This is a genomic window from Sinorhizobium sp. Y406, assembly GCF_058732025.1.
Window position 1 is genome coordinate 747,553 of sequence record NZ_CM178975.1, and the last position, 25,672, is coordinate 773,224.

At 61.9% G+C, this 25,672-nt stretch carries 24 protein-coding genes and 1 pseudogene; 7 read left to right on the top strand and 18 right to left on the bottom strand.

Annotated elements, in window-relative coordinates:
• The first annotated feature begins 99 nt into the window (after positions 1-99).
• Both AC4P1R_RS20395 and AC4P1R_RS20400 read left to right on the top strand, forming a co-directional pair.
• Positions 100-2,904 carry a cation-transporting P-type ATPase gene (locus AC4P1R_RS20395; protein ID WP_151613802.1) on the top strand — a complete coding sequence of 935 codons (2,805 nt, stop codon included), beginning with the start codon at positions 100-102 and terminating at the stop codon, positions 2,902-2,904.
• A gap of 121 nt (positions 2,905-3,025) precedes the next feature.
• Complete coding sequence (locus AC4P1R_RS20400; RefSeq protein ID WP_069457127.1) at positions 3,026-3,931, top strand: DMT family transporter; 906 nt, start codon at positions 3,026-3,028, stop codon at positions 3,929-3,931.
• A 96-nt stretch (positions 3,932-4,027) separates the two neighbouring features.
• On the opposite strand, the gene AC4P1R_RS20405 is transcribed toward AC4P1R_RS20400, so the two are convergent.
• From AC4P1R_RS20405 to AC4P1R_RS20430, 6 genes are all read right to left on the bottom strand, one after another.
• Positions 4,028-4,864, bottom strand: a complete 837-nt coding sequence (locus AC4P1R_RS20405) for a fumarylacetoacetate hydrolase family protein (protein ID WP_151613803.1) — start codon at positions 4,862-4,864, stop codon at positions 4,028-4,030.
• Positions 4,865-5,070: 206 nt separating this feature from the next.
• Complete coding sequence (locus AC4P1R_RS20410; protein WP_083265216.1) at positions 5,071-6,300, bottom strand: adenylate/guanylate cyclase domain-containing protein; 1,230 nt, start codon at positions 6,298-6,300, stop codon at positions 5,071-5,073.
• 86 nt (positions 6,301-6,386) lie between these two features.
• The gene (locus AC4P1R_RS20415) at positions 6,387-6,950 is read right to left on the bottom strand and encodes a methylated-DNA--[protein]-cysteine S-methyltransferase (protein ID WP_492178545.1); all 564 of its coding nucleotides are present in this window, start codon (positions 6,948-6,950) and stop codon (positions 6,387-6,389) included.
• Positions 6,951-7,345: 395 nt separating this feature from the next.
• Positions 7,346-7,783, bottom strand: coding sequence for a hypothetical protein (locus tag AC4P1R_RS20420; RefSeq protein ID WP_069456871.1), 438 nt, complete (start codon positions 7,781-7,783; stop codon positions 7,346-7,348).
• Positions 7,784-7,998: 215 nt separating this feature from the next.
• Complete coding sequence (locus AC4P1R_RS20425; RefSeq protein ID WP_492178547.1) at positions 7,999-9,312, bottom strand: HlyD family type I secretion periplasmic adaptor subunit; 1,314 nt, start codon at positions 9,310-9,312, stop codon at positions 7,999-8,001.
• Positions 9,309-11,069 carry a type I secretion system permease/ATPase gene (locus AC4P1R_RS20430; protein ID WP_492178548.1) on the bottom strand — a complete coding sequence of 587 codons (1,761 nt, stop codon included), beginning with the start codon at positions 11,067-11,069 and terminating at the stop codon, positions 9,309-9,311. Before AC4P1R_RS20430 ends, AC4P1R_RS20425 begins: the two co-directional genes overlap by 4 nt.
• A 367-nt stretch (positions 11,070-11,436) precedes the next feature.
• Between AC4P1R_RS20430 and AC4P1R_RS20435 the strand changes: the two genes are divergently transcribed.
• Positions 11,437-12,186 carry a YoaK family protein gene (locus tag AC4P1R_RS20435; RefSeq protein ID WP_492178549.1) on the top strand — a complete coding sequence of 250 codons (750 nt, stop codon included), beginning with the start codon at positions 11,437-11,439 and terminating at the stop codon, positions 12,184-12,186.
• Between the two features lie 22 nt (positions 12,187-12,208).
• Here the strand turns inward: AC4P1R_RS20435 and AC4P1R_RS20440 are convergent, their stop codons facing one another.
• The 3 genes from AC4P1R_RS20440 to AC4P1R_RS20450 form a co-directional block, all read right to left on the bottom strand.
• Positions 12,209-12,538, bottom strand: a complete 330-nt coding sequence (locus AC4P1R_RS20440; protein WP_492178550.1) for a hypothetical protein — start codon at positions 12,536-12,538, stop codon at positions 12,209-12,211.
• A gap of 214 nt (positions 12,539-12,752) precedes the next feature.
• The gene (locus AC4P1R_RS20445) at positions 12,753-13,196 is read right to left on the bottom strand and encodes a universal stress protein (RefSeq protein WP_492178552.1); all 444 of its coding nucleotides are present in this window, start codon (positions 13,194-13,196) and stop codon (positions 12,753-12,755) included.
• Positions 13,197-13,336: 140 nt separating this feature from the next.
• Positions 13,337-14,458 (bottom strand): DUF475 domain-containing protein, encoded by a 1,122-nt coding sequence (locus AC4P1R_RS20450; protein WP_151613806.1) that lies wholly within the window; start codon positions 14,456-14,458, stop codon positions 13,337-13,339.
• A gap of 375 nt (positions 14,459-14,833) precedes the next feature.
• On the opposite strand from AC4P1R_RS20450, the pseudogene AC4P1R_RS20455 reads away from it, so the two are divergent.
• Together AC4P1R_RS20455 and AC4P1R_RS20460 are read left to right on the top strand one after the other, a co-directional pair.
• A pseudogene (locus AC4P1R_RS20455) lies at positions 14,834-15,086 on the top strand (DUF982 domain-containing protein).
• Positions 15,087-15,389: 303 nt separating this feature from the next.
• On the top strand, positions 15,390-15,698 hold the full coding sequence (locus tag AC4P1R_RS20460; protein ID WP_492178553.1) for a DUF6074 family protein: 309 nt from the start codon (positions 15,390-15,392) through the stop codon (positions 15,696-15,698).
• Between the two features lie 18 nt (positions 15,699-15,716).
• Here the strand turns inward: AC4P1R_RS20460 and AC4P1R_RS20465 are convergent, their stop codons facing one another.
• From AC4P1R_RS20465 to AC4P1R_RS20485, 5 genes are all read right to left on the bottom strand, one after another.
• Positions 15,717-15,983: a hypothetical protein gene (locus tag AC4P1R_RS20465; RefSeq protein ID WP_492178554.1), complete on the bottom strand. Its 267-nt coding sequence runs from the start codon at positions 15,981-15,983 to the stop codon at positions 15,717-15,719.
• Between the two features lie 158 nt (positions 15,984-16,141).
• On the bottom strand, positions 16,142-16,420 hold the full coding sequence (locus AC4P1R_RS20470) for a DUF1236 domain-containing protein (RefSeq protein ID WP_069456882.1): 279 nt from the start codon (positions 16,418-16,420) through the stop codon (positions 16,142-16,144).
• Positions 16,421-16,541: 121 nt separating this feature from the next.
• On the bottom strand, positions 16,542-17,072 hold the full coding sequence (locus AC4P1R_RS20475) for a DUF992 domain-containing protein (RefSeq protein WP_492178555.1): 531 nt from the start codon (positions 17,070-17,072) through the stop codon (positions 16,542-16,544).
• A 315-nt stretch (positions 17,073-17,387) separates the two neighbouring features.
• Positions 17,388-17,987, bottom strand: a complete 600-nt coding sequence (locus AC4P1R_RS20480) for a DUF922 domain-containing Zn-dependent protease (RefSeq protein WP_151613808.1) — start codon at positions 17,985-17,987, stop codon at positions 17,388-17,390.
• 96 nt (positions 17,988-18,083) lie between these two features.
• The gene (locus AC4P1R_RS20485; RefSeq protein ID WP_151613809.1) at positions 18,084-18,536 is read right to left on the bottom strand and encodes an Lrp/AsnC family transcriptional regulator; all 453 of its coding nucleotides are present in this window, start codon (positions 18,534-18,536) and stop codon (positions 18,084-18,086) included.
• Between the two features lie 132 nt (positions 18,537-18,668).
• Between AC4P1R_RS20485 and ocd the strand changes: the two genes are divergently transcribed.
• On the top strand, positions 18,669-19,718 hold the full coding sequence (ocd, locus tag AC4P1R_RS20490; protein ID WP_151613810.1) for an ornithine cyclodeaminase: 1,050 nt from the start codon (positions 18,669-18,671) through the stop codon (positions 19,716-19,718).
• Positions 19,719-19,928: 210 nt separating this feature from the next.
• On the opposite strand, the gene AC4P1R_RS20495 is transcribed toward ocd, so the two are convergent.
• On the bottom strand, positions 19,929-20,087 hold the full coding sequence (locus AC4P1R_RS20495) for a hypothetical protein (RefSeq protein WP_106407740.1): 159 nt from the start codon (positions 20,085-20,087) through the stop codon (positions 19,929-19,931).
• A 226-nt stretch (positions 20,088-20,313) separates the two neighbouring features.
• Here AC4P1R_RS20495 and AC4P1R_RS20500 point away from each other — a divergent pair, with 226 nt between their 5' ends.
• Entirely contained in the window at positions 20,314-21,933 is a 1,620-nt protein-coding gene (locus AC4P1R_RS20500; protein WP_492178557.1) for a M10 family metallopeptidase C-terminal domain-containing protein, read from the top strand.
• 41 nt (positions 21,934-21,974) lie between these two features.
• Here AC4P1R_RS20500 and AC4P1R_RS20505 read toward each other — a convergent pair whose 3' ends face one another.
• Genes AC4P1R_RS20505 through napA form a run of 3 tightly spaced genes read right to left on the bottom strand, consistent with a single transcriptional unit; the run spans position 21,975 to position 25,652 of the window.
• Positions 21,975-22,670, bottom strand: a complete 696-nt coding sequence (locus tag AC4P1R_RS20505) for a NapC/NirT family cytochrome c (RefSeq protein WP_069456890.1) — start codon at positions 22,668-22,670, stop codon at positions 21,975-21,977.
• A 4-nt stretch (positions 22,671-22,674) separates the two neighbouring features.
• Positions 22,675-23,178, bottom strand: a complete 504-nt coding sequence (locus AC4P1R_RS20510; protein ID WP_151613813.1) for a nitrate reductase cytochrome c-type subunit — start codon at positions 23,176-23,178, stop codon at positions 22,675-22,677.
• Positions 23,148-25,652: a periplasmic nitrate reductase subunit alpha gene (napA, locus tag AC4P1R_RS20515; protein WP_492178559.1), complete on the bottom strand. Its 2,505-nt coding sequence runs from the start codon at positions 25,650-25,652 to the stop codon at positions 23,148-23,150. The genes AC4P1R_RS20510 and napA overlap by 31 nt, the downstream gene beginning before the upstream one ends.
• Between the last annotated feature and the right edge of the window lie 20 nt (positions 25,653-25,672).

Here is a 25,672-nt window from a genome sequence, read left to right on the forward strand (position 1 = left end):
ACTAAACGTGGTCAGGCTCGCTCGAACACACGATATTCCGCGAAAGGCGATCATCGACCGGTAAGCACCAACGACTGCATTCCGAGGAGTCCAGCAGCTATGCATGATGCGGCGTCGACGACAGCGTCCCAGCCATCGGACTCGACCGAAACTGAGAATACATCCGCCACAACCAATAGGACGGTCGCGCCCGAGCTCGCCTGGCACGCCGTCGCGCCGGAAGCCGTCCTCGACGTGCTTCGCACGGATGCGAGCGGTCTCTCCGCGGAGGAAGCAGGCCACCGGTTGGAAACCTGCGGCCCCAATCGCCTGCCGGCTGGCCCGCCCCGGGGCGTCCTGAGGCGCTTCCTGCTGCAATTCCACGACCTGCTCATCTACGTTCTGCTGACCGCCGGCCTGATTGCTGCCGCCATCGGCCACGGGCCGGACTCCCTGGTCATCTTCGCCGTTGTACTTATCAACGCCGTCATAGGCTTCGTTCAGGAAGGTCGCGCGGAGAGGGCGCTGGATGCGATCCGGGCCATGATCGATCCACAGTCTTCCGTCGTCCGCGACGGCCATCGCGCCACCATCAGGGCAGACGAAGTGGTGCCGGGCGATATCGTTCTGCTCGAAGCCGGCGACCGTGTGCCCGCCGACCTCAGGCTCATAAAGGCGCGCAATCTGCGCATCGATGAGGCCGTTCTCACCGGCGAGTCCGTGCCCGTCGACAAGTCGATCAGGCCTGTCGCCGGCGACGTGACGCTCGGCGACCGGTTTTCCATGGCCTTCTCGGGCACCTTTGTTGCCGCCGGACAGGGGGCGGGTGTTGCCGTCGCGACGGGTGCGCAGACCGAACTCGGGCGGATCAGTTCCTTGATTGGCGCGGTGGAACGTATCGCCACCCCGCTTGTCCGACAGATGGGCCAATTCGCCAGGCAGATCACGATCACCGTCCTCGGCCTTTCCACCCTCGTCTTCGCCTATGCCGTACTCATCCGCTCCTACCGGCTGGAAGACGCCTTCATGACGGTGGTCGGCCTGGCCGTCGCAGCAATTCCCGAAGGTCTCCCCGCGGTCATGACCATCACCCTGGCCGTCGGGGTCCAGCGCATGGCGCGCCGAAACGCCATCATTCGCCGCCTGCCCGCCGTCGAAACGCTGGGTTCCGTCTCCGTGATATGCTCCGACAAGACCGGCACGCTCACACGCAACGAAATGACTGTGAGCGCCATTCGCACGGCCGACCGCGAGATCGAGGTGGACGGAGCCGGTTACCGGCCGGAAGGCAGCTTCCGGATCGGCGGGCGCAGGGCGCTGGACCCGGCCGCCGATCCGGTTCTTGAAGAACTGTCGCTCGCCGCACTTCTCTGCAACGACGCGCATCTCGAGGAACGCGGCGAGGAGTGGACGGTCAACGGCGACCCGATGGAAGGGGCGCTCGTCACATTGGCGATAAAGGCCGGGCACGACGCCGCGGCGGCGCGGACCGGCTTTGTCCGCCTCGACGAGATCCCCTTCGATTCCCGCCATCGGTACATGGCAACGCTCAATGCCCGCAATGGTCGCCCGCCCGTGGTCTACGCGAAGGGCGCGCCTGAGCGCATCCTCGCCATGTGCAGCCGCGTCGCAAGCTTCGACGGCGAGCAATCGCTGGATACCGCCGACTGGCACGACAGGATACAGGCGATGGGCGACGCCGGTCAGCGGGTGATCGCATTGGCGCACCGTCCGATGCGGCATGGCACCCGCGAAATCGCGCCAGCGGATGTGGAGCACGATCTCATTTTGCTCGGTCTCGTCGGGCTCATCGACCCGCCGCGTCCCGAGGCCATCGCTGCTGTCGCCGAATGCCGGGCCGCGGGCATCCGGGTGAAGATGATTACCGGAGATCATGCCGCAACGGCACGCGCGGTCGCCCTGCAACTCGGGCTCGCGGACGCACCAAAGTGCGTCACCGGGCAGGATCTGGACAATGCGGGAGAGGCCGGAATCCGCAGACACGCCAGGGAGGCGACGGTCTTCGCCCGCACCAGTCCGGAGCAGAAGCTGCGCCTGGTGGAGGCGCTGCAGGCGGATGGGTCGACCGTCGCCATGACCGGCGATGGGGTGAACGACGCCCCAGCCTTGAAGCGCGCGGATGTCGGGGTCGCCATGGGCTGCAAGGGGACGGAAGCCGCCAAGGAGGCGAGCGACATGGTGCTCGCCGACGACAATTTCGCCTCGATCGTCTCGGCCGTGCGCGAGGGGCGCACGGTCTACGACAATCTCACCAAGGTGATCGCCTGGACCTTGCCGACAAATGGCGGCGAGGCCTTCACCATTGTGCTGGCGATCCTGTTCGGGCTGGCCCTGCCCGTCACCCCCGTGCAAATCCTCTGGATCAATATGGTAACGGCCGTCGCCCTCGGCCTGACCCTGGCCTTCGAACCGACGGAACCCGGCGCCATGCAACGGCCGGCCCGCCCCCCAGGAGAGAGAATCCTCTCCAGGCGACTACTATGGCGAATCCTGTTCGTCTCGGTGCTGATGGTCGCCGGCACCTTCGGCATTTACGCCTGGGCCGTCTCGCGCGGGCTATCGGTCGAAACCGCGCGCACCATGGCCGTGAACACGCTGGTCGTCATGGAAATCTTCTACCTGTTCAGTGTCCGCTATGTGCACGGTACGTCCCTGACATGGCAGGGCGTCCTCGGCACCCGTGCGGTCCTGATCGGCGTCGCGACTGTCGTTGCAGCACAATTCGCCTTCACCTACCTGCCACCGATGCACTTGATCTTCGGCAGCCGGGCCGTCTCATTCACCGATGGAATGATGATCGTAGCCATCGGCGTCGCCCTGCTCTTTGTTGTGGAGGCCGAGAAGCGGATCGTCGCATCGTTCAACCGCGTTACCGGCGGCAGGCGATCGGAGGAGAGGCCTTGAATGCAAAGCGAAGGAATTCACGCCGATGCATTCATTCGCGAAGCTGATGAATTGATCAAAAACCGTGCATGGATCGCAGCGCCCGAATGTGCCAATGGCTGGGTTTCACGAGGATCTCGTTATGGCCGTCGATACCGCTTCCGTTTCCGCCGCGCCCGGCACCGCTCGCGCCGGCGTGCTGATCATGCTTCTCGGCATGCTGATGTTTTCGCTGAACGACGTCATGGGCAAATGGCTGGTGGCAACCTATTCGGTCGGACAGGTGGTGCTGATCCGCAGCATCGCCGCGGGTCTCGTGCTCTTTCCGTTCCTCTGGACCCGCGGACCGAAAAGGCTTGTCGCGGTTGAAAGGCCGGGCCTCCAGCTTGCCCGCGTGTTCGCCTCGACAGCGGAGGTCTTCGCCTTTTATTTCGCCGTCATCTCCCTGCCGCTCGCCGATGTCATGACCTATTGGCTGGCCGCGCCGATTTACGTGGCAGCCGTTTCGCCGCTGGTGCTGAAGGAGCCCGTCGGCTGGCGGCGGTGGACAGCAATCGCCATCGGCTTCGTCGGCGTCATCATTGCGCTCGAGCCCTCCTCGCAAGCCCTGACGTTGCCGGCGCTGGTCTCCATCTTCGGCAGCATGTGCTTCGCCTTCATGATGGTTTCCGGACGCTCGCTACGCGGAACGCCGGACACGACCCTCGCGTTCTGGCAGGTCGTTGGCGCGGCGATTGCCGGCCTCCTCTGGGCGCCCTTCGATTGGACGCCGCTGAACCCACTCGACACCGCTTTGCTCGGCCTCCTCGGCGTCGTCGCCATGCTCGCCCATGTTCTCGTCAACCGGGCCTTGAAGCTCGCCGATGCAGCGACCGTCGCGCCGCTGCAATATACACTGCTCTTCTGGGCGATCGTCTTCGGCTGGCTGGTCTTCGGCGACAGCCCACGCCTGTCGATGGTGCTGGGCGCCGGCCTTATCGTCGCCTCCGGCCTGTTCATCTTCTTCCGGGAGCAGCAACTGAAGCGGCAGGGAAAATTGAAGGATTAGGTAGAGGGCGACGCGCCTTTCCGCCCACTGTATTGCCTTCCACACTTCTTCTCGCCGCGACCTTTGCACGCCTGAACCGCGGCGCTATCGGCTCGATCAGTCCGCGACCACCATCTGCTTCTGTGTGCCGAGCCCCTCGATGCCAAGCTCGATGACGTCGCCGGGCTTGAGATATTGCGGCGGCTTGAACCCCAGGCCCACGCCGGGCGGCGTGCCGGTAGAGATGATGTCGCCCGGATGCAGGGTCATGAACTGCGACAGATAGCTGACGAGGTACGAGACGCCATAGACCATGGTCTCGGTCGTGCCGTTCTGCTTCGTCACACCATTGACGGTGAGCCACATCTTCAGGTTCTGCGGATTGGCAATTTCGTCACGGGTGACGAGCCACGGACCGATGGGGCCGAAGGAGTCGCAGGATTTGCCCTTCGTCCACTGGCCCGATCGCCTCGCCTGGAAATCGCGCTCCGAGACATCGTTTACGACACAGTAGCCGGCGACGTGATCGAGCGCTTCGGCCTGGTCAACATATTTTGCCTTCTTGCCGATGACGACGCCGAGTTCGACTTCCCAATCGGTGGCGACCGAGCCGCGCGGAATGATGACATTGTCGTTCGGCCCCGTGATCGCCGAGGTCGCCTTCATGAAGATGACGGGCTCGGGCGGAACCTCCAGGCCGGACTCGGCAGCATGGTCGGCATAGTTGAGTCCGATGCAGATGAACTTGCCGGTGCCGGCGACGCAGGCGCCGAGGCGCTGCGCACTATCGACCGCCGGCAGGCTCTCGATCTCGAGTCCGTCCGCCCATGCGAGATCGGCGATGGCCGGACCTGAAATATCGGCGATTACGCCGGAGAGATCGCGGATTCGGCCGGCGCCATCCAATACGCCCGGCTTCTCCGCCCCTTCAGGTCCATAGCGCAAAAACCTCATCCAGCTTCTCCCCGGCAATCGTGACGAATGACTGTGTCTGACAAATCAAACAGTGCCGTGGATGTAAAGCGGTTTTGCACAGTCGCAGTACGCTTTCGGGATCTCGGCCGCGCCGAAATCGACGTCGATCGAAGCGTACGGCAGCACGCGACAACCCGCCGATTTCGCGATCGAAGGCCCCGCGCTTTGCAGAACGGAGCCTTGCGCTATCTTCTGCCGGAAAAGGCAAAGATGTCGACCGGGTGGTCGAGTCCGCGCAACGCATGGGAGCCGAGACTTTCCAACTGTGCGGCGCATCCCGCCCTTTCGACGAAGGCGCGTGAAAGAAGAACCGGACGCTTGAGTTCCTTGGTCAGGCTCTCGAGGCGCGAGGCGACGTTGACTGCGGGTCCTATGACGGTGAAGTCGAGGCGCTTGCGCGAGCCGATATTGCCATACATCACGTCCCCCACATGGACGCCGATGCCGTAACCGAGCGGCTCACGACCTTTGCGCAGGTTCTCCTCGTTGAGCTCGGCAAGAGCTGCCTGCGCCTCCGCGATGGCGCCGAGCAGGTTGCTGCAGGCGCACGGGTCACTGAGCGGGAAGATTGCCAGGAGCCCGTCGCCCATGAATTTCAGAATCTCGCCGCCATGGCGCTCGATCGGCTCCGACATGGCGTCGAAATAACCGTTCAACAGGTCGATCACGTCGTCGCGCGGCCAGAGATCCGACAACCTGGTGAAATCGCGCAGGTCGCAGATCAGAATGGCGGCGCCAACCGTCACGCCAGTGCCGCGCGTCGTCGCTCCCGCCAGGATCTGTTCGCTCGCATGCGGGCCGACATAGGTTTCGAGAAGTGTACGTGCGAGACGGTTCTTCAGCCTGATCTCGCTGACGAGCGACAAGGCCGGCAACACGTCCTTGAAGAGTTCTATGTCGCCCGGGCGAAAGCCGCCTTGCCGGTCGCTGGCGAAGGTGATGACGTGCTGTTTGCCGAGCGTGTGCTCCAGCGGCCAGGCGATGTACTCGGTGATGCCCTCAGCCCGCAGATCGTCGTAAAGCGCGTATTCCGCTCCATCGCGGGAGGAACCTTCGAGAGAGTGCCGCACCTCGGACGCTCCGTTGTTGATCTCGTAAAGTGGGCTGTTCAGGTATTGCGAACTGTCCTCGGTCCCGTAATTGTAGAGGTCGATTTCGGCTTCGGACAATCCCTTCCGCCACAGGATCCGCGCGCCTATCCATTGCGGATGATGAATCCGGAAATGCAGCGTCGCGCGCGCGACCGGCACACCGGCCTCCGCCAGTTTCATGCACATCTCGACAAAGATATTGTCGATGTAGCGCTCGCCGCGCGTCTCGTTCACCAGCCAATCCAGGACGTGCCTCCGCTGGACGGGCCACCTTCCTTCGCTGCCATCGGTTGAATTCAGAAGTGCATCCGATAAAGATTGCATAGCAACCTCCGCTTGCGGCATCCTTGAATCGGAGCCGATATATACAAGCATGCACGACGCCACTGCCGGGCACAATCTGCCATCGTTCAAAATGCCAGGGATCGCTGAGCGGGTTCCCGCGCGTTCAGATGAACGCCTTCCAGTTGGAGCATACGCAGCTTGGCGGACACACCGCCGGGCGCCGAGAAGCCGCCGATCTTGCCGCCGGCGGCCAGCACGCGATGGCAGGGGATGATCAGGGCTACCGGATTTCCGGCCATCGCCAGGCCGACATCGCGCGCGGTCTCGGGGCCGCCTCCGAGGGCCTTCGCCAACGCGCCATAGGTGGTGGTATGCCCCCATGGGACCTGTCGCGCCGCTGCATAGACTTTCACGAAGAATGCGTCCTGCCCTTCGAGGTCGAGATCAACTGCGGAAAAATCCGTCTCGCTCCCGTCGAAATATCGTCGGACGGCAGTGATCGTTTCCTGCACTCTGGGCGGCGACGCGTGCGGTTCGCCCTTGAAAAGGCGGCGCAACAGCAGCCGTTCGGTCATGGCCGCGGTTTTCGTCGGCAGCTGAAAGCGGGCGATGCCGCGCCCGCTCCAGGCGATGCCGCAGAATCCGCCGGCGGTTTCGAAGACGCAATAGTGGTGCGCTTCCTCATTCATCGAAAGCCTCCGCATTCATGTCACATGAAGATCGTGTCATCCGAGGCCCGAATCAACCCGCTTTGCAAAGCGGTCACACGCGAAGTGCTCGCTTCCCGATCAAAAGAGGCGACGAAACACCTGAACTGGAGCATTCATGATGTATGAAGGCAGGCGCCACTGCCGCGGCCGACTTGCCGCGAGCCTCGAGCGCTATACGATACGTGGCGCAGCACTACACTTCGCCGCTACCGCAGACCACATGCCTCTGAAGACACCGGCGCTGTAGCGACGAAGTGCCTCCCCCGCTATGACGCTGTCCGGGCAGAGGTCATCCTCGGTCGATGGCTCGCAAAGAGCTTCCTCGCGGCCGACTTGATCGCCGCCTTGACCACCTGCCTGTAGACGCCGCCAGCTTAGCCGAGGAATATCTGGCGCAGGCGAGCGAACAGGCCCGGCTGTTTCTCGACCAGCATCGTGCGGATGTGACGCGCTGCGGTCGATGCACTAACCGTCGCACCGAAATGGCAATAGCAAATAACCTTGTGCAATTGCTCGTCGCTCAATTCGAAGAACCGCTTCGCCTCGCCGTAGCTATCATTATCCAGCCCAGCCGCCCGCAGAACGGGATCTTCGAACGCTACGGAGATCGGCGTACCGTCGCCGCGCATGGTCGCGCGAACGCGTGCCGGCTGATACTCGGTCTCGTGCAGCGTCGAAAGCCGTCTCTGAGGGTTCTGCTCCAGAAGCTCTGCCCAGCGCTCTAGACGCTCGCTGCGCGACAAAGCCCGACGGGGAAAGTCCTGATTGACCTCGGCGACGATTTGCAGTTCGTCGATTGCATGGTGCTTCATTGTGACCTCCTACTCAGACGATAGTTGGTCCCCCTTTTCAGCCTCATAGGCCTACTCAGCGTGACTCCAACCGGCCGCGAAGTCCAATCACGAAAGTGCCTTTCGGCATTAAACGATCAGAAACTCGCGAGGCGGCACCAACAAAGCTGCGCGCCGGCGGGGTCGCCTCGCCGTGAGGCAATTACAATTGAGATAACCGTCGGCAGTGAGGCCTTTCAGTCCTCGCGGAATGCGTGCCGCATTTGGTCCGTCAGCGGCTTCGTCAGGTAGGAGATGACCGTGCGGTCGGCGATCTTGATGAACACCTCCGCAGGCATGCCCGGATAAAGAGACAGTCCGGCCAGCCTGGCCAGGCTTTCAGGCTTCGGACGGATGCGCAACGGATAGTAGCTGGCGCCGCTACGCTCGTCCGTCACGAGATCCGGCGCCACGGTCACGACCTCGGCCTCGACTTCAGGCGTCGTTCGTAGATTAAAGGCGCTGAATCGGATTTCGACCGGTTGGCCGACCTGGACCTGGTCGATGTCGTTCGGTGCGATGCGCGCCTCCACTGTGAGGTCGTCCGCCTCCGGCACGACGAGCATCAGCGTCTCGCCGGGATTAATCACGCCGTTCACAGTATGAATGGCCAGTTGGTAGACCCGGCCGGAGAGCGGTGCGGTGATATCGAGCCGCCGCAATTGGTCGGTCGCGGCCGTGCGGCGCTCCTCATATTCGGCGATCTTCGCCTCGACGTCCGTCAGTTCCTTGGAAATCTCGGTGCGCCGGTCTTCGTCGAGTTGAAGTATCTGCAAGTCGATTTCGCTCGATTTTCCTCGCGCCTGTGCGCGCCCTGCGATGTGGCGACCGCGGTCGCCCTCGAGTTCCGCCCGCTGCCGCTTCAGGGTAGTCACGCGCTGCATCGGCACCAGCCCCTGGCCGTAGAGGGAATCGACGCCCGTCAGTTCCTCATCGATGAGCCTCAGTGCATCCTCGATCGCCTTCAGTTGGACGGTCAGTCCTTCGATCTCGTCGGCAAGCTGCGCCTTTCTCGAGGCAAGCTGGCTCTTCATCCCGGTGAGCGCCGAGCGGCGGCTTGCGAAGAGCCTCCTCTCGCCGTCCACGAGTTTTGCCGCCGCCGCACCGGAAATGAAACTCTCGAGATCCGCGTCGATTTCAAAGTCCGGCACGCCGATGCGCTCGGCCTGAAGCCGCGCGCGACGCGCATAAAGCTGCGCCAGCGTGCCTTCGACGATTGCCAGGTTGGCGCGAACAGTAGTCCCGTCGAGGCGGATCAGCACCTGTCCGGCTTCGACGCGGTCGCCCTCCTTGACCTTGAGTTCGCCGACGATGCCACCCGTCAGATGCTGGACCTTCTTGACATTGTCGTCGACCACGACAACGCCACCGGCGACGATCGCGCTCGAAAGTTCCGTCGTCGCAGCCCAGCCGCCGACGCCGGCGACGAGCGCGAGCGCGAGGACGGAGACTCCGACCAGGTGCCGCCCGAGCGAGCGCTGCGCACTCATCTGTTCCTTACGTTTGCTCATTGTGCCGCCTCCTGGCCCTCCGTCGCGACCGTGAACCGCGATGACGCCACGGGTTGTGGCCGAAGCACCTTGCTCAACACCTCGTCCTTCGGACCAAAAGCCTGCATGCGCCCCTCGTGCATCATCAAAACGAGATCGGTGCTGGCAAGGGCGCTCGGCCTGTGGGCGATGACGACGACGATGCCGCCCCGCGCGCGCACGTTCATGATCGCCTCGCTCAAGGCCTGCTCCCCTTGCGCGTCAAGGTTAGAGTTCGGCTCGTCGAGCACCACGAGGAAGGGATCGCCATAGAGGGCTCTCGCAAGTGCGACGCGTTGACGCTGGCCGGCGGAAAGAGCTACACCGCCCTCACCGATTTCGGTGTCGTAGCCATTCGGGAGCCGAAGGATTAGGTCGTTCACGCGCGCGGCTTGGGCGGCAGCGACGATCGCTTCGGGCGGCGCATCCGCGGCGAACCGGCAGATGTTCTGCGCCACGGTTCCAGCGAAGAGCTCGACGTCCTGCGGCAGGTACCCGATGTGCCTGCCGAGCGCGTCGGTGTCCCACTGGTCGAGTGCCGCCCCGTCGAGGCGAACGGAGCCGCGATAGGCGGGCCAGACGCCGATCAGGGCCCGTGCCAGCGACGATTTTCCGGAACCGCTCGGGCCGATGACGCCAAGCGCACTGCCGGCATGCACGGTGAAACCGACATCGGTGAAGATCAGGCGTTGTGCCGCCGGCGGACCGCTCGCCAATGCCTCCACGCTCAAGCGTTCCCGAGGAGCGGGCAGTGCCAGTGGCGCCTCCGTTTCCGGCAGTGCGCCCAGCAGGTCCTTCAGTCGCTGCCAGCTTTGGCGCGCCGAGACGAGGCCGCGCCAATTGCCGATCGCAAGTTCCACCGGAGCGAGCGCCCGGGCGGTCAGGATTGAGCCTGCGATAATGATGCCGGGCGAGGCCTCGCCCTCGATGACGAGTATTGCGCCCGCCGCCAGCACTCCGGATTGCAGCGCCATGCGGAAAACTTTCGAGAGCGCGCCGTAACCGTTGCCGATATCGGAGGTGCGCCTGTTCTGGTCACGGAACTCCGAATTGCGTTCCTCCCAGAGGCTCGTCAGCCGGCCGGTCATGCCCATGACCTGGACGACTTCGGCATTGCGCTGCGAGGCCTGGGCAAAGGCGTTGCGCAGGCCTGCCGCTTCGGATGCCTTCCTGGAAGGCGCCTGCGTATTACGATTGGTGAGATAGGTCAGAACCGTCAGGATGAGGCCGCCGCCGATCGCGACATAGCCGATCACCGGGTGGAACAGAAAGCAGATCGCGACATAGAAGGGCAGCCACGGCAGGTCGAACAGCGCCGCTGGCCCGGCACTCGAGAGAAAAGAGCGGACCTGTTCGAAGTCGCGGAGCGCCTGGAGGCCGTCCCCTTGCATCCGAAGCTTCAGCGGCGCCTTGACGAGCGCCCGGTAGATGCGAGCGCTGAGGCTTTCGTCGAGCGCTCCGGCAATGCGCACCAGCATGCGCCCGCGGATCAGTTCGAAGACGCCCTGAAAGCCATAAAGCAGCAAGGCGAGGAGGCTCAGCGCGACCAGCGTGGGAATGCTTCGGCTCGGCAAAACCCGATCATAGACTTCGAGCATGAAGAACGAGCCGGTCAGATAGAGGATATTGACGAGCGCACTGGCGACGCCGACGCCGATGAAGGCCGTTCGGCAGTCGCCAAGGGCGGAGGCGGGATCGATGTTCCTGCCGTTCGAACCGGGCTCAGGCACTGGCTGCATTCTCCCTGTCGACGCGGTCGGTGAACGATGCGGACCTTTCCAGTCGATTCCGACAGACACGTTTCAAAGTTCTGCTGTGTTCGCTCATGCTTGGTCTCGTTGACTATGCCGGCTGCTGCCAATGGGCCTGGAGTTGTCTACCTGAAGCCAGCGGTTTATGGAAAGGCTCCCGGTTGACCACCATCCTTTACCTTGACCGCCGAACCCGCGGCTTCCTGCCGGCCTCTGCAGCTTCTCCGTACGGAGTTGCCAAGTTGTTACCGACATGCCGAAAAGTCCGGCGGCGGACATGGTCGATTTAACTATAGCAGAAAAGCTGCATCTTCTGCTTGCACTACTGAAATCATCTACACGAGATCGGCGACCGATGAGGCAATATCTGAGGAATCTCACTGCAAAAGAGCGCAACGCAACGACAGACCGGCATCTCGCCTTCTATCTCACTTTCGTCGCTGGCGCCGCCAATGCCGGCGGCTTCATGGCCGTGCAACAATACACCTCACACATGTCGGGCGTTGTTTCGGCGATAGCCGACAATATCGTGCTCGGCAAATTGGCGCTTGTCGCAGCCGGGCTTGTGGCACTGGCATCATTTGTCGCCGGCGCGGCTACCTCCGCGATTCTCATCAATTGGGGACGGCGCTTGGAACTGCAGGCGGAATACGCACTGCCCCTGATGGTCGAGGCGCTCCTGCTCATCGGATTTGCAACGATCGGCCCCTTTGTCGATTCGCAGGAAGACGTCATCGTCTCGGTGACCATTGCGTTGCTGTGCTTCATCATGGGCCTGCAGAATGCCATCATCACAAAGCTTTCGGGCGCCCGAATCCGAACGACCCATGTGACCGGTCTCGTCACCGACGCGGGCATCGAACTCGGCAAGCTCCTCTATTGGAATGGCAGCACGCCCGGAGGGGACCGAGCACCCGTGCGAGCCGACCGTCAAAAGCTGAGGCTGCTGACGTCGCTGATCGGCCTCTTTCTTACAGGCGGTGTTTGCGGTGCAATATTCTTCAGCGCATGCGGCATGGCCGCGGCACTTTTCCTTGCCGCGCCGCTGACGGTCATCGCTGCGCTGCCGGTAGTCGAAGATCTTCGCGCCGTCTTGGGTCGATAATGCCGCCCCGCCGCAGCGCAATTCACTCGGCTACGGCATGTATGCCGAGCAAGTGGGCCGTACCAGACGCTTCTTCCTCCTGGGCGGCATCGCAACCCTCGATGTTGCCGCCTCTTGCCCATAGAGCAGCATGGCTCATCAGCTTTTCCATCTCCTTGCGGAGCCGGTGCCAGGTGAGAATGTCTTGCGCGTGCAAGGCGTTGCTACGGAGATCGTAGAACCGACCGATCTCGTCGCCGCTCTCGTTCCGGGCGGCTTCCAGCCTCGACTTCAATGCGTTCGCCTCGTCTTTCGCCTTGAAATAGCGACGCATGACTTCAATCAATGCTAGGTCGTTTCGGCTCGCATCCAAGGGCGTTCCTCCGCGTGGTTTCATGGCTGCTGGTCGAAGGGAGTATCAACATTCGGGCCAAGGAAGGATCGCCATCGCGCGAAACTTTGGCACTTTTCCGGCGGCGGCCTCGGGAAAGTCATGTTCGCAGCGCGACGCGGCTTCGCGGCGCCGAACCGCGTCACCGATTCGAGCACGAGGGAAACCTGGCCGCGGCCGCTATCGCGATCCGTCACTACTTCTGACGGTAGACAAGCACGGGAATGGTCGAATGCGTCAGCACCTTGGCGGCAACACTGCCGATGACCAGCGCGCCGAAACCGCCGCGGCCATGCGAAGACATCACGATGAGATCGGCATCGATCTCCTCTGCCTTCCCGATGATGGCACGATAGATGTCATGGGTTCGCGTCTGATCGGTCCTACAGGGAACGCCAGCCGTCTCGGCTTTGGCGCGCGTAGCGGAAAGGATCTCGGCGGCATGTACATCGGAGAGCGCCTCATATTGCTCTCGCGTTTTGGCCAGTTGCTCCGCGTCGATCGAGACGAGGTGAAACGGCTCGATCACCGTGAACACCGTGATCTTGGCGCCGATCTCCTTGGCGAATGCAATGCCGGCGTCCACGGCAAGCGTGGCGAGCGGCGATCCGTCGGTGGGGATAAGGATGTTGCGAAACATGAAAGCCTCCGTTGAACCCCACTTCAGGCTATTCGCACCAGTCTCAACGGCATTGACGCAGATCAACAGAGCGCCAACCACAAGAAAAAGGGCCCGGAGATTTCGCCGGGCCCTGTATCTACCTGCAATGGCGGCAGTGCTCAGACCCCTGCGTGGAGTCGCTCGTGAGCGCCCTGCTTCACATTTTCCGCCTCCAGATCGGCATGCGCTTGCGCGTGCCGCCGGTTGTAGCGGATCGACGACCAGAGCGAGAGGCCGATAAGTCCGGCCCCGCCGAGGCCGGTAATGACCTCCGGAATGTGCACCAAAGTCTGGCAATACATCACCACCGAGAGGATGAGGATCGCGTAGAATGCCCCATGTTCCAGATAGCGGTAAGCGCTCAATGTTCCCTTGTCCACAAGCATGATCGTCATGGAGCGGACATACATCGCACCGATGCCGAGTCCAATGGCGATGATGAAGAGGTTCTGCGTCAAGGCGAAGGCGCCGATCACGCCGTCGAAGGAGAAGCTGGCATCAAGCACCTCCAGATAGAGGAAGGCGCCGAATCCGCCCTTGGCCGCAGCGCTCATGGTCTGCTGCGACGCGTCGAGCAGACCGCCGACGACCTCCACCAGGAGGAATGTCAACAGACCGTAGACCCCGGCATGTACGAAGACATTCGCCTCTTCACCCTCGAGCAGGGCTGAAAAGCCGAGAATCAAGCTGAGCACGAAGGCGATCTCGATCCCTTTCACCGTCGCAAATCGCGCCATCTTCCGCTCGATCCACGCTATCCAGTGCACATCCTTCTCCTGATTGAAGAAGTAGCTGAGCCCAACCATCATGAGGAACGTGCCGCCAAAAGCCGCGATCGGCAGATGCGCCTCGTGCATGATGCGGGCATATTCCTCGGGCCGCACTGAGGCGAGAATGATCGCCTCGACCGGGCCGATATTCGCCGCGATGACGACGATCAACAGCGGGAAGACGATGCGCATGCCGAAAACGGCGATAATGATGCCCCAAGTCAGGAACCGGTGCTGCCATTCCGGCCTCATGTCCTTGAGCTTGTTGGCGTTGACGATTGCGTTGTCGAAAGACAAGGAGATTTCGAGAACGGCGAGCACGGAGCAAATGAAGAAGACTGTTGCCGTGCCGCTGATGGTACCGGTCGATTGCCACCCGACCCAGGCGCCGAGGAGAAGACCGATGGCCGTGAAGATGAAGGCCCACCGGAAATAGTCGAGCGCACCCTTGTTCGAATGAGCGTCAATCATGGCGAACCTCCCCTGCATATGCAGTTGCGTAGGCAGAAGGGAGATTGGTTGCGGGAAAAAAACGCATAGCCGAAAGGGCACATGCGTCGAGCATGGGATTGATTTTCATGGTAGCTATTCCGCCGGCCTGATTTGCTGGCGGTACCGACATCACGAGAGCGCCGTAAACTCTCGCCAGAGGGGCCCGGCACCAATGTTCATCCCGCGATCTGATGCCTGAGAGCGGGAGCGACCCTTTAATTAGCAAGGCTTTGCGCCGCGTCAAGAGGATGCGGACGCCACTTACCGACAAACATGCAGGCCTGCGCGGCCCGCGGGAACCAAAACGGGGCCGATAGGTGTGGCTTTCGATAGTAGATGCTGTGAGGAAGCGTCATGCACTGTTTCTGGTGGGATAAAACCGTCGAGTTGGAACTTGGAGAATCGGGCGGACACCGCTCCGTGAAAAAGCACGCGGGAAGCCGTGGAACTTCTGCTGCTGCGTTGGCCTCAGAAGGATGGACGCGCCTTTGCGGCTGCGAAGCGGACGTGCATTCAGGCGCTGGATGGCAAGGTGAGGACGGAGAAGGCCCGAAAGGCGTTCATCAAGGCCGCCGAAGAGGCGCATATCTCCATCAGCAGCCATTGACGGTGGTCCGGCCCAAGACGCAAAGCGGCTCCGCCCGGTGGGCGGAGCCTATCCTGTACCAGTAAAGCCGGAGCGCGCAGTTTCCGTAGGGCTTGCGGAGAGGGAACTATATCTGCGCGTTCCGGCCATCAAACCTCTCTGGCTACGATTTGTTCCGGTAGCCACATGCAAATCCTCGTGGAGGACAAGCCCCAGTCGGGGCTTCAGCGGCCTGCCCAGCATGCGGCACGGTCGGGCCGGACGAAGGAATCATTAACCATCTTGCCGATAGACGGGACATTCAGGCGAATGCGGAGTGATTCGATGGCAAGAAACTTGGACGAACGGATGATGGGGCGCAAAGGTGGAGAAATCCTCGCATTTCCCTTGGCGGCTCGGGCGGGCGACGTCAATCGCTGTGCGCGGGAACTCGACCGTGTCCATGGCGATGCCGCCGTCTATTACTGGAGAACGGAGTGCCGCAAGCTCGCCGAGCGGCTTTCGGCACTTGGACTGAGAGATGAAGAGATCCGCCGCGAGATTATAGGCTTCCAGGTGGAAGTGCAGGCCGCGATGGCGCGGCGCTACCAGCAGCCGGCCGTCGGACGCAATCGTTCCGACAGCGGCGCCTGACCGACCAATGCACCGGCGTCAACGCTCCTGCGCCGCCTCCGGATCGAGCTTGGCACGCAGCGCTGCATCGCGGAGAATGGATGTTATCTCCGCGGTCATCGCGTTCTGCCTGGCAAAGGCCTCTGACGGGACCACCCCCGGATCCTCCTCGTGATCCTGAACGATCCGGGCCTCATCGATGGTGCGGCTGATTTCCGCCCACAGGTCTTCATGGCGTGACAGACCCGAAAGGACGGCGACCAGGATCTCCCGATGGGCCGCCAGTCGGAACTCGAGCTTCTCCATATTCGCCTCCCAAATCCTTTAATTTCGCGAGCCCAGCGCGTTTAAAGCGCGCCGCCCGCCAGGGCTTGCGACGCGCTCCGCTGGGTTCTACCCTGTCGGCGACATGTCGCTGTGCACCGACCGAACCGGCCAACTCTCACAAGCCGAACACGTGCCGACTACTGAAGGATCTGAACGACGGTTCGGTCCGCGGGTTTCACGATAACGCGCTGATCATTGACGATCGCATAGGCGTAGTCCGGTTGGTCCGGAATCGTGTGGATCTCCACGGTCTCGGGTAGCGGCTGTCCGGCGACGATCTCGCCCTCGATGGTGACGGACGGGGTCTGCTGCTCGAGCACATAAGTCCTGACTGGGTCGGGCAGCACGACCGTCGTCTGGGCGACTACCGATGCCGGCAGAAGCAGGGCGGCACAGATCAGAGCAATTCTCTTCATGATCTATTCTCCTTTCTCACGCCTCTTCAACCGGCTCGACCAACTTTGGTTCCCTGCGAGGGCGACGCGCGCAGGAAAGCGGTCCTTTTCGGGCTTCGTCCTGGAAATTCGAAGAGCGCCCTCAGTCGACGGAGTTGAGCGTCATCGACGTGCCGGCGGCAGCGACATTAAGGCCGAGCTGGCCGGTCACGCTCACCGTTTGCAAGTGGATCGATCCCGCAGTGCCGCCGACAAGCACGTTGGCACCGACGCCAGCGCCGATCGTGGCCTCGGCGGTTGCACCCTTGTAAAGGCCGCTCAGCGAGCCGTGATGATAGCCGGCCGTCGGTGCGAACACGGCCCAGAGGAGACGACTGCGCATGGTAAAGCCAACATCGATACCAAGCTTGCGGATCTCCCCGGTATAGCGGTCCTCGATCTCAGCGCCGCCGAGCGAGCGAAAGGCGCACTCGATTTCCTTGGAAGAGCCGAGCACATATCCAGCGCCGCCGCCGATATCGCACTCGAGATAACCGATCTTGACGCCGTTCTGCGCATCCTGGATCACCGGCGGCGCCGGTTCCCGATAGGGCGCAAGGTCCGCCGCATGGGCGAACACGGCTACAAAGGTCAGCGAGACGGTGAAAACTGCGATGGCAAGATTCGACTTCATTTATTTTCTCCTTATCGCATCGTCGCAGGCAGAACGGAACGGACCCGCTCCAGGCGAAGTGCCGCGACCGCGCGCCGCATGGAGGGCCTTGCCTGCGAAGACGGGCGCACCGTTCGGGCGTATTGAGACATTTCAGAGGCGAACCGGCCTAGGGGGAGATTTTTGGAGCGCAGTGTTGCCGATGCGTCAATTCAACCGGAGAAATTGCTCGACAGCTCGCGAGTGCCCGGTGACATTTCGGTGTTTGACGCACGTCCAATCCGCCACGCAGAATGGACGAATTTAATAGGGCCTGACCCTAATTGCGGGCTCCGTTTAGCCGCCATTGACCAGTTGCAGAATGAGCTGGTGCACATTGCCGCCGTTGCTGAGCTCAGCCCGGTCGAACTGCCGGCTTTGCAGTCTTTGGGCGTTGGAAAGCGTGCCCAGCCGCTTCGTCATCTCGGCCTTGATCTTGTGGCATTTCGGGTCCGCCGGGACGGTAAGGCCGACCGTGGTCGCCTCGATTTTCCGCACCATCTCCTTGATGTACTCGCCATGCACCAGCTCATGGCGATACACGCCGGAGATGAACACCTGCCAGCGCTCCTTCGTCCCGACCGGCAACGGCTTGGCCGGCTCGGGCAGCGTGTAGGTAATGGCAAGTCTCGGCACCGCCGAAACCAGCACGCAAGCATCGCCTTGAGCCTCATACTTCCGGGTCCAGGTGAGCTTGAAGCTCGTAAGCGCAATGGCGCGCGAGAGCCCACCGACCTTCGGCCCCCGCTCGCCGATCGACGCATAGAGCTCGGGGCCGGACAGGCCGGCAATATGATAGGTTTGAACCTTCTCGACCGCCTGCCATTCGCCGAGCGCGGCCGCGGGCGCTAGCACAAGACAGACCAGCAACACACACAATCGATGGCCCGTCTTCACGCAAATCCCTCACAAACACCTTTTGATGGCCGCAGAAACTAAGAGGGACGCGCGGCGGTTTCAATCACCTCCATGCCTGCCGATGGCTGGCGCGCATCACACGCTGCTCAGCAGAAGGCTGGTCTCGCTGTTGGCGACGCCGTCTATCATCCGCACTTCGCGGAGGATCCGATCGAATTCGGAAAGGTTGGCCGCGCGAATATTGGCGACGAGATCCCAATTTCCGTTCGTCGTGTGCAGTGAATAGATCTCGGGGATCCCGCGTAGCTTGCGAATGACCTGCGTCGTCGATTTCCCAATGACCTCGATCATCATGATCGCATGCACGGTATTGACATCGTAATCCTCCCTGACACGCACCGTGAAGCCCAGGAGCGTCCCGGTTTCGATCAAGCGGTCCAACCGGTTCTGCACGGTGCCGCGGGCAACGCCGAGTGCATCCGAAAGCCTGGAGAGCGACGCTCGACCGTCTGCACGAAGGTGGGCAATGATACGGCGATCCAGATCATCCGGCGTATATTTTGCAATGGTCGTGTCTCTCGAATTCATTTTGACAATATTGTACAATCATCCTGAACAAACTGCTCGATTCTATGGCGAAAATAGCACAGCTTTGCGCTTTCGACCAGCAGCGCCAATCGTTACGCTCTTGGATGCCGATCTCATGCAGGAGGAACATCGATGCTCTCACCGCTCCCGTCCGCGAAGGCAATGGTGCCGTTCGTCAGCGTCGAGAACATGATGCGTCTCGTTCATCACCTGGGCGTCGAGACCGTTCTGGCGGAACTCGCGGACGCCATCGAGGCCGACTTTCGCCGCTGGGAGAGCTTCGACAAGACGCCGCGCGTCGCCAGCCATTCACGCGACGGCGTGATCGAGCTGATGCCGACCTCGGATGGCAGCGTCTACAGCTTCAAATATGTGAACGGCCATCCCAAGAACACTGTCGACGGACTGCAGACCGTGACGGCTTTCGGGCTGCTTGCCGAGGTTTCGACCGGCTATCCGGTACTGCTCACGGAAATGACGCTGCTGACGGCGCTCCGGACGGCCGCGACCTCGGCGATGGCCGCACGGCATCTGGCGCCGAAGAGCGCGCGCACCATGACGATGATCGGAAACGGCGCCCAGGCTGAATTCCAGGCGCTGGCGATGAAGGCCGTCTGCGGCATCGATACAGTTCGCCTCTACGACATCGACCCCCGGGCGACCGAGAAAACCGTTCAAAATCTGGCTGGCTTCGACCTCAAGGTCGTCGCCTGTCGCTCGGCGCAAGAGGCTATCGAGGGGGCGGAGATCATCACCACCTGCACGGCCGACAAGCAGTTCGCAACGATCCTCACCGACAACATGGTCGGCGCCGGCGTCCACATCAACGCGATCGGCGGCGACTGTCCCGGCAAAACGGAGCTCCACCGCGACATCCTCAAGCGCTCGGACGTCTTCGTCGAATATCCGCCGCAGACCCGCATCGAGGGAGAGATCCAGCAGATGGCACCGGACTTTCCGGTGGTGGAGCTCTGGAAGGTCGTCACCGGCGCGGCGCCGGGCCGGCGTGACGCAAAGCAGATCACGCTGTTCGACAGCGTCGGCTTCGCGATCGAGGACTTTTCGGCGCTGCGCTATGTGCGCGAGCGGCTGTCCGGCACGGATTTCTACCAGAACCTCGACATGATCGCCGATCCGGACGATCCACGCGACCTGTTCGGAATGCTGCAGCGCGCGAAGTAACATGATTCCCGGACACCTACTCCACGTGCAACTCTTCGATGACACCGGCAGGGAAACGTCCGATTCCATCTTCCCCAACGATGGTAGAGGCTTTTAAAGCGCGTCGCGTTTAATGGTATTCGTGCAACGCGCTTTAGTTCTTTGTTTTCATGCACGTCGTTGGCCCAAAACCGCTTCACACTTTTTGGGCGACATGCATTAGCGACGCTGCTATTTGCGCAGCCGGAGCAAGGCCTTTCTGGCCTCTTCCACCAAGGGGTGGTCCGGGTGCCGGCGGATGAAGCGCTCGTAAGCCTCCACCGTATTTTCCGCACGCACCCGCTCGAACTCCGACCTGACGGCGGCTTCGTGATCCGGAGGCTTCTGCATGTTCACTCCGATTGCCTTTGGGACGCCGGCTGCTGTAACAGGCGTACACATTGCTGCCAGTATCATCAGGGCATAAAACGTAAGCAACTTAGGGAACGGCACGATTCTCTCCAATCTTCACGAACCCGTTATGGAAATCGTAGGCATTCGGCGCCTACCGTCCCCATACGATCTGTCTATTTGATCGTGGAGCAATGTGCTCGCGCATCGCAATCGGGAATTTCGCATGAGTGGTACCGGTAAAACAGTCAAGACCGTCAGCGTGACCAGCAATAGCATGATCAACGGCGTGCTTTCTGGTTCGGCGTGGAGCGGCACCATCACCTATGCGTTTCCCACCTCCGCCAGCAGCTACGCCTATGGCGGCGAGCCGGATTACGGTTTCAGCGCCATATCGACGGCACAGAAGAACGCCGCACTTTTCGCCTTGGAGCAATCCTACGGCACGGCCGCCAATGACGGCTTTTCCGTCGAGGGGTTTACCAACGCCACGTTCAGCGCCGGAAACGCGAGCAGCGCGACAATTCGCCTTGCCCAGTCCCGCATGCCGGAGACCGCCTGGGCTTACATGCCGGACACCTATACGGACGCCGGCGACGTCTGGTTTGGCACCGCCTATGCCGGCACCATTTACGACTATCGCAAGCCCGTCGCCGGCAATTACGCCTGGCACACGCTGCTCCACGAAATCGGCCATGCACTCGGATTGAAACACGGTCACGAGACGGAAGGCGCGTTCAAAGCGCTGCCCAAGCAATACGATTCGATCGAATATTCGATCATGACTTATCGCGGCTATGTCGGCGCCGGCACGGGTTACCATTACGAGCGCTACGGCGCGCCGCAGACCTTCATGATGGCCGATATCGCCGGGCTGCAGGAAATGTACGGCGCCGATTTTACGACCAACAGCGGCAACACGGTCTACAAATGGACGCCCGGCAGCGGCGTAACCCTGGTCAACGGGGAGGTGGGCATCTCTCCGGGGGCCAACCGCATCTTCGCCACCATCTGGGACGGCGGAGGCAACGACACCTTCGACCTCACTGGCTACAAGACCGGACTCAAGGTCGATCTGCGCCCGGGGAAGGCATCGACATTCAGCGCCGACCAACTCGCCTATCTCGGCGGTGGTCCCAACAGCGGATACGCGGCAGGGAACATCTTCAACGCGCTGCTCTATCGCGGCGACACCCGCTCGCTGATCGAGAATGTCAAGGCCGGCTCGGCCGCCGACTCGATCATCGGCAATCAGGCAGCGAACAGGCTGTGGGGCAATGGCGGCAACGACAAGCTCTACGGCGAGAGCGGCAATGACAGGCTCTACGGCGGAAGCGGCCATGACAGGCTGTCTGGCGGCAGCGGCAATGATCTCCTCTATGGCGACGCTGGAAACGACCTCGTCTATGGCGGTAGTGGATCTGATCAACTGACCGGCGGCAGCGGCAATGACACGCTTCGAGGCGATGCAGGCAACGACCGGCTTTATGGCGGAACCGGAGCGGATAAGCTTACCGGCGGGACTGAGGCCGACACCTTCGTGTTCAGATCGATAAACGACAGCACCGTTGCCTCCACGGGCCGCGATACGATCTACGATTTCCTCCCTTCCGAGGGCGACAGGATCGATTTGTCCGCGATCGACGCAAACACGTCCACATCTGGCGATCAGGCGTTCACTTTCGTCGGTACGGCCGCTTTCAAAGGCAAGAAGGGCGAGCTCAGTTACGTTAAGACGAGCTCGGATACCTATATCTACGGCGACGTGAACGGCGACAAGAAGGCCGACTTCGCCATCCACCTGGACGACGCCGTCACGTTGCAGAAGGGCTATTTCGTGCTCTGAGCCGTGTGCCGGGTGTACGCGCCGCCAACTCGGCTGTGGCCTCAGAAGAGAGCGGCGTGAGCATTGTCTACTGCCCGGCGGAGGTCGTCGATCGCCGAAGCCGAAGGCAGGACTTCGCCCTCCAGTTCGGGCGGCATCTTCCAGCCGGGATCAATGCCCTGCATGTTCGGCAGCTCGTGGGCAATGCCCTTGTGACAGTCGATACAGGTCGCGCGGCCGGCGAGAAGATAGCGCGTGTGGATCTCGGCGGCGCGCTGCGTCTGCTTCTGCAGGTCCATGGCAACGGAGGAGTGGCAGTTCCGGCATTCCAAGCTGTCGTTCGCCTTCAAGCGTGCCCATTCGTGTTGGGCAAGTTCCAGCCGCTTTTCCAGGAACTTCGGTCGCGTATTGATCGTGCCGAAGATCTTGCCCCAGACCTCCTTCGACGCCTGCATCTTGCGGGCGATCTTGTCCGTCCATTCATGCGGCACGTGACAGTCCGGGCAGGAAGCCCTGACGCCGGAACGGTTGGAGAAGTGAATGGTCCGCGTCAGCTCCTCATAGACATTGTCGCGCATCTCATGGCACGAGGTGCAGAACGTCTCGGTATTGGTAAGTTCGAGCGCCGTGTTGAAGGCGCCCCAGAACATCACCCCTCCGACAAAGCCACCGAGGGTCAGGAAGCCGAGGCTCAGCGTTGCCGCGGGCGTGCTGACAAGACGCCACGCCCAGAGGACGAGTTTGCGGATTGGGCCCATCTCGTCACTCGCTCCCCGCCTTCTTGATACCCATTTCGCTCATGTCCCTGAAGGTGTTGCCGACGAGCGGCTGGACGTCGGCCTGCGGCACATGACAGGCGGTGCAGAAATAGCGCCGCGGAGAAACGTCCGCGAGCATCTGTCCCTCACGCGTCATATAGTGCGTGACGCTGATCATCGGTGCGCCGGAATCTTGCGTGAATTCCCGCTTGTGACAGGAAAGGCAGCGGTTGGTGTTGACGGAGAGCTGATAACCCTCGATCGAATGTGGGATTACCGGCGGCTGGTCGGGATAGGCGCGCATCTTGCGCTTGTCGTCGACCACCCATTTCGGCAAGGGCGCGGCCGTGCCCGTGGCGATCGGCGGCGTCGGCCCCTGAAGCTCGGGAACCATCTTCTCCACGACCTGGCCAACTGCCGTCGTCGCGGCAAATAGAGCGAGCCCCGCAAGGACGGCCACGAATTCTGGTCGCCGGATCAGGCGACGGGTAGGATCTTGACCGCGCATTTCTTGAAATCCGTCTGTTTGGAGATGGGATCTGTCGCGTCGAGGGTCACTTTGTTGATCAACTGGCTGGCGTCGAACCAGGGCACGAAGATCACGCCCGGCGGCATCCGGTTGCGGCCGCGCGTTTCGACGCGCGAGCGTATTTCGCCACGGCGCGAAACAACACGGACCTCCGCCCCCTGATTGATGCCGCGCTTCCTGGCATCATCGGCATTCATGAAGCAGCGCGCCCCCGGGAAGGCGCGATAGAGTTCCGGCACCCGCATGGTCATCGAGCCCGAATGCCAGTGCTCGAGTACGCGGCCGGTGACGAGCCAGAGATCATACTCCTCGTCCGGCGGCTCCGCCGGCGGCTCGTAAGGCACGGCAAGGATGACGGCCTTGCCGTCGGGACGCCCGTAGAATTTGACGCCCTCGCCCGCCTTCACGTAGGGGTCGAGGCCCTCGCGGTAGCGCCAGAGCGTCTCCTTGCCGTTCACTACTGGCCAGCGCAGGCCGCGCACCTCGTGATAGCGGTCGTAAGGCGCCAGGTCGTGCCCATGGCCGCGCCCGAAAGAGGCATACTCCTCGAAGAGACCCTTCTGGATGTAGAAGCCGAAGGCGTCGGCCTCGTTGTTCGCATAGTCTCGGTTCACTTCGCTCAAAGGAAAGCGATCGACCGCGCCGTTCTTGAACAGAACATCGAAGAGCGTCTTGCCGCGATAGGAGGGATTGGCCTCCAGAATCTCGGTCGGCCAGACCTCCTCCGTCGTGAAGCGCTTCGAGAACTCGGCAATCTGCCACAGGTCCGATCGTGCCTCGCCCGGCGCATGTACGAGTTGGTGCCAGACGTGGGTGCGGCGTTCGGCATTGCCGTAGGCTCCCTCCTTCTCAACCCACATGGCCGCCGGCAGAATGAGGTCGGCGCTCATGGCCGTGATCGTCGGATAGGCGTCCGAGACGACGATGAAGTTTTCCGGGTTGCGATAGCCCTGATAGGTCTCGTTCTTCGTATTGGGCGCGGCCTGGACATTGTTGTTGACCTGCACCCAATAGAAGTTGAGCTTGCCGTCCTTCAGCATCCGATCCTGCTCGACGGCGTGGTATCCTGGCTCCTCCGGGATGATGCCGTGGGGAACGCGCCAGATCTCCTCGGCATGTTTACGGTGCTCCGGATTGGTCACCGTCATGTCGGCCGGCAGCCGGTGGGCGAAGGTGCCGACCTCGCGGGCGGTGCCGCAAGCGGAGGGCTGGCCGGTCAAGGAGAACGGGCTGTTGCCGGGTTCGGAAATCTTCCCCGTCAACAGGTGGATGTTGTAGACCATGTGGTTGGCCCAGACGCCGCGCACATGCTGGTTGAAGCCCATGGTCCAGAGCGACATCACCTTGCGGTCAGGATCGGCATAGAGTTCGGCGAGTTCCTCCAGGAAGCCCGGGTCGACTCCAGTGATCTCCGCCGTCTTTTCCAGCGTGTATTCCGAAACGAAGATCTTGAATGCCTCGAAATCGATCGGTTCCATCTTCGCGGGGTCGTTGGCATTCGCCGCTCTGACCTCGATCGGATTGTCGGACCTGAGGCCATAGCCGATGTCGGCGGCCCCTTGCATGAAGGTCGTGTGCCTGTCGACGAAATCCCGGTTCACGCGACCGGTCGTGATGATGTGATTGGCGATATAATTCAGGATCGCGAGGTCAGTGCCCGGCTTGAAGACGATCGGCACGTCGGCGAGATCCATGCTGCGGTGAGTGAAGGTGGAGAGAACCGCCACCCGCACATGCGGGTGCCCCAACCGACGGTCGGCAAGCCGCGTCCAAAGGATCGGATGCATTTCCGCCATGTTGGAGCCCCAGAGCACGAAGGCATCCGCATGCTCGAAATCGTCGTAGCAGCCCATCGGCTCGTCCATGCCGAAGGCACGCATGAAGGCATAGGCTGCCGACGCCATGCAGTGTCGTGCATTCGGATCGAGGTTGTTGGAGCGGAATCCCGCGCGCATCAGCTTCGTCGCGGCGTAACCTTCAAAGACCGTCCATTGCCCCGAGCCGAACATGCCGACGGACGTCGGCCCCTTCTCTTTCAGCACCCGCTTGCATTGCTCGGCCATCACGTCGAAGGCCTCATCCCAGCTGACCGGCTCGAACTCGCCGTCCTTGCTGAAACGGCCGTTCTGCTTGCGTAAGAGCGGCGTCTTCAGCCGGTCAGCGCCATACATGATCTTCGACAGGAAATAGCCCTTTATGCAGTTGAGGCCGCGATTGACCTCCGCCTGCATATCTCCGTGGGTGGCGACGACCTGGCCTTCTTTCACGCCCACCATGACGCCGCAGCCGGTGCCGCAAAAACGGCAAGGAGCCTTGGACCACTTGATTTCGAGTGCCTCGACTCCGCCCGGAACCGGCTGCGCGGAGACCGGCAGCGCAATGCCGGCAGCCGCGGCGGCAATGCCGGCAGCATGCGCCTTCAGAATGTCACGCCGCGTCAGTTCGCCGCTCATGTCTGCGTGCCTCCTCTTCA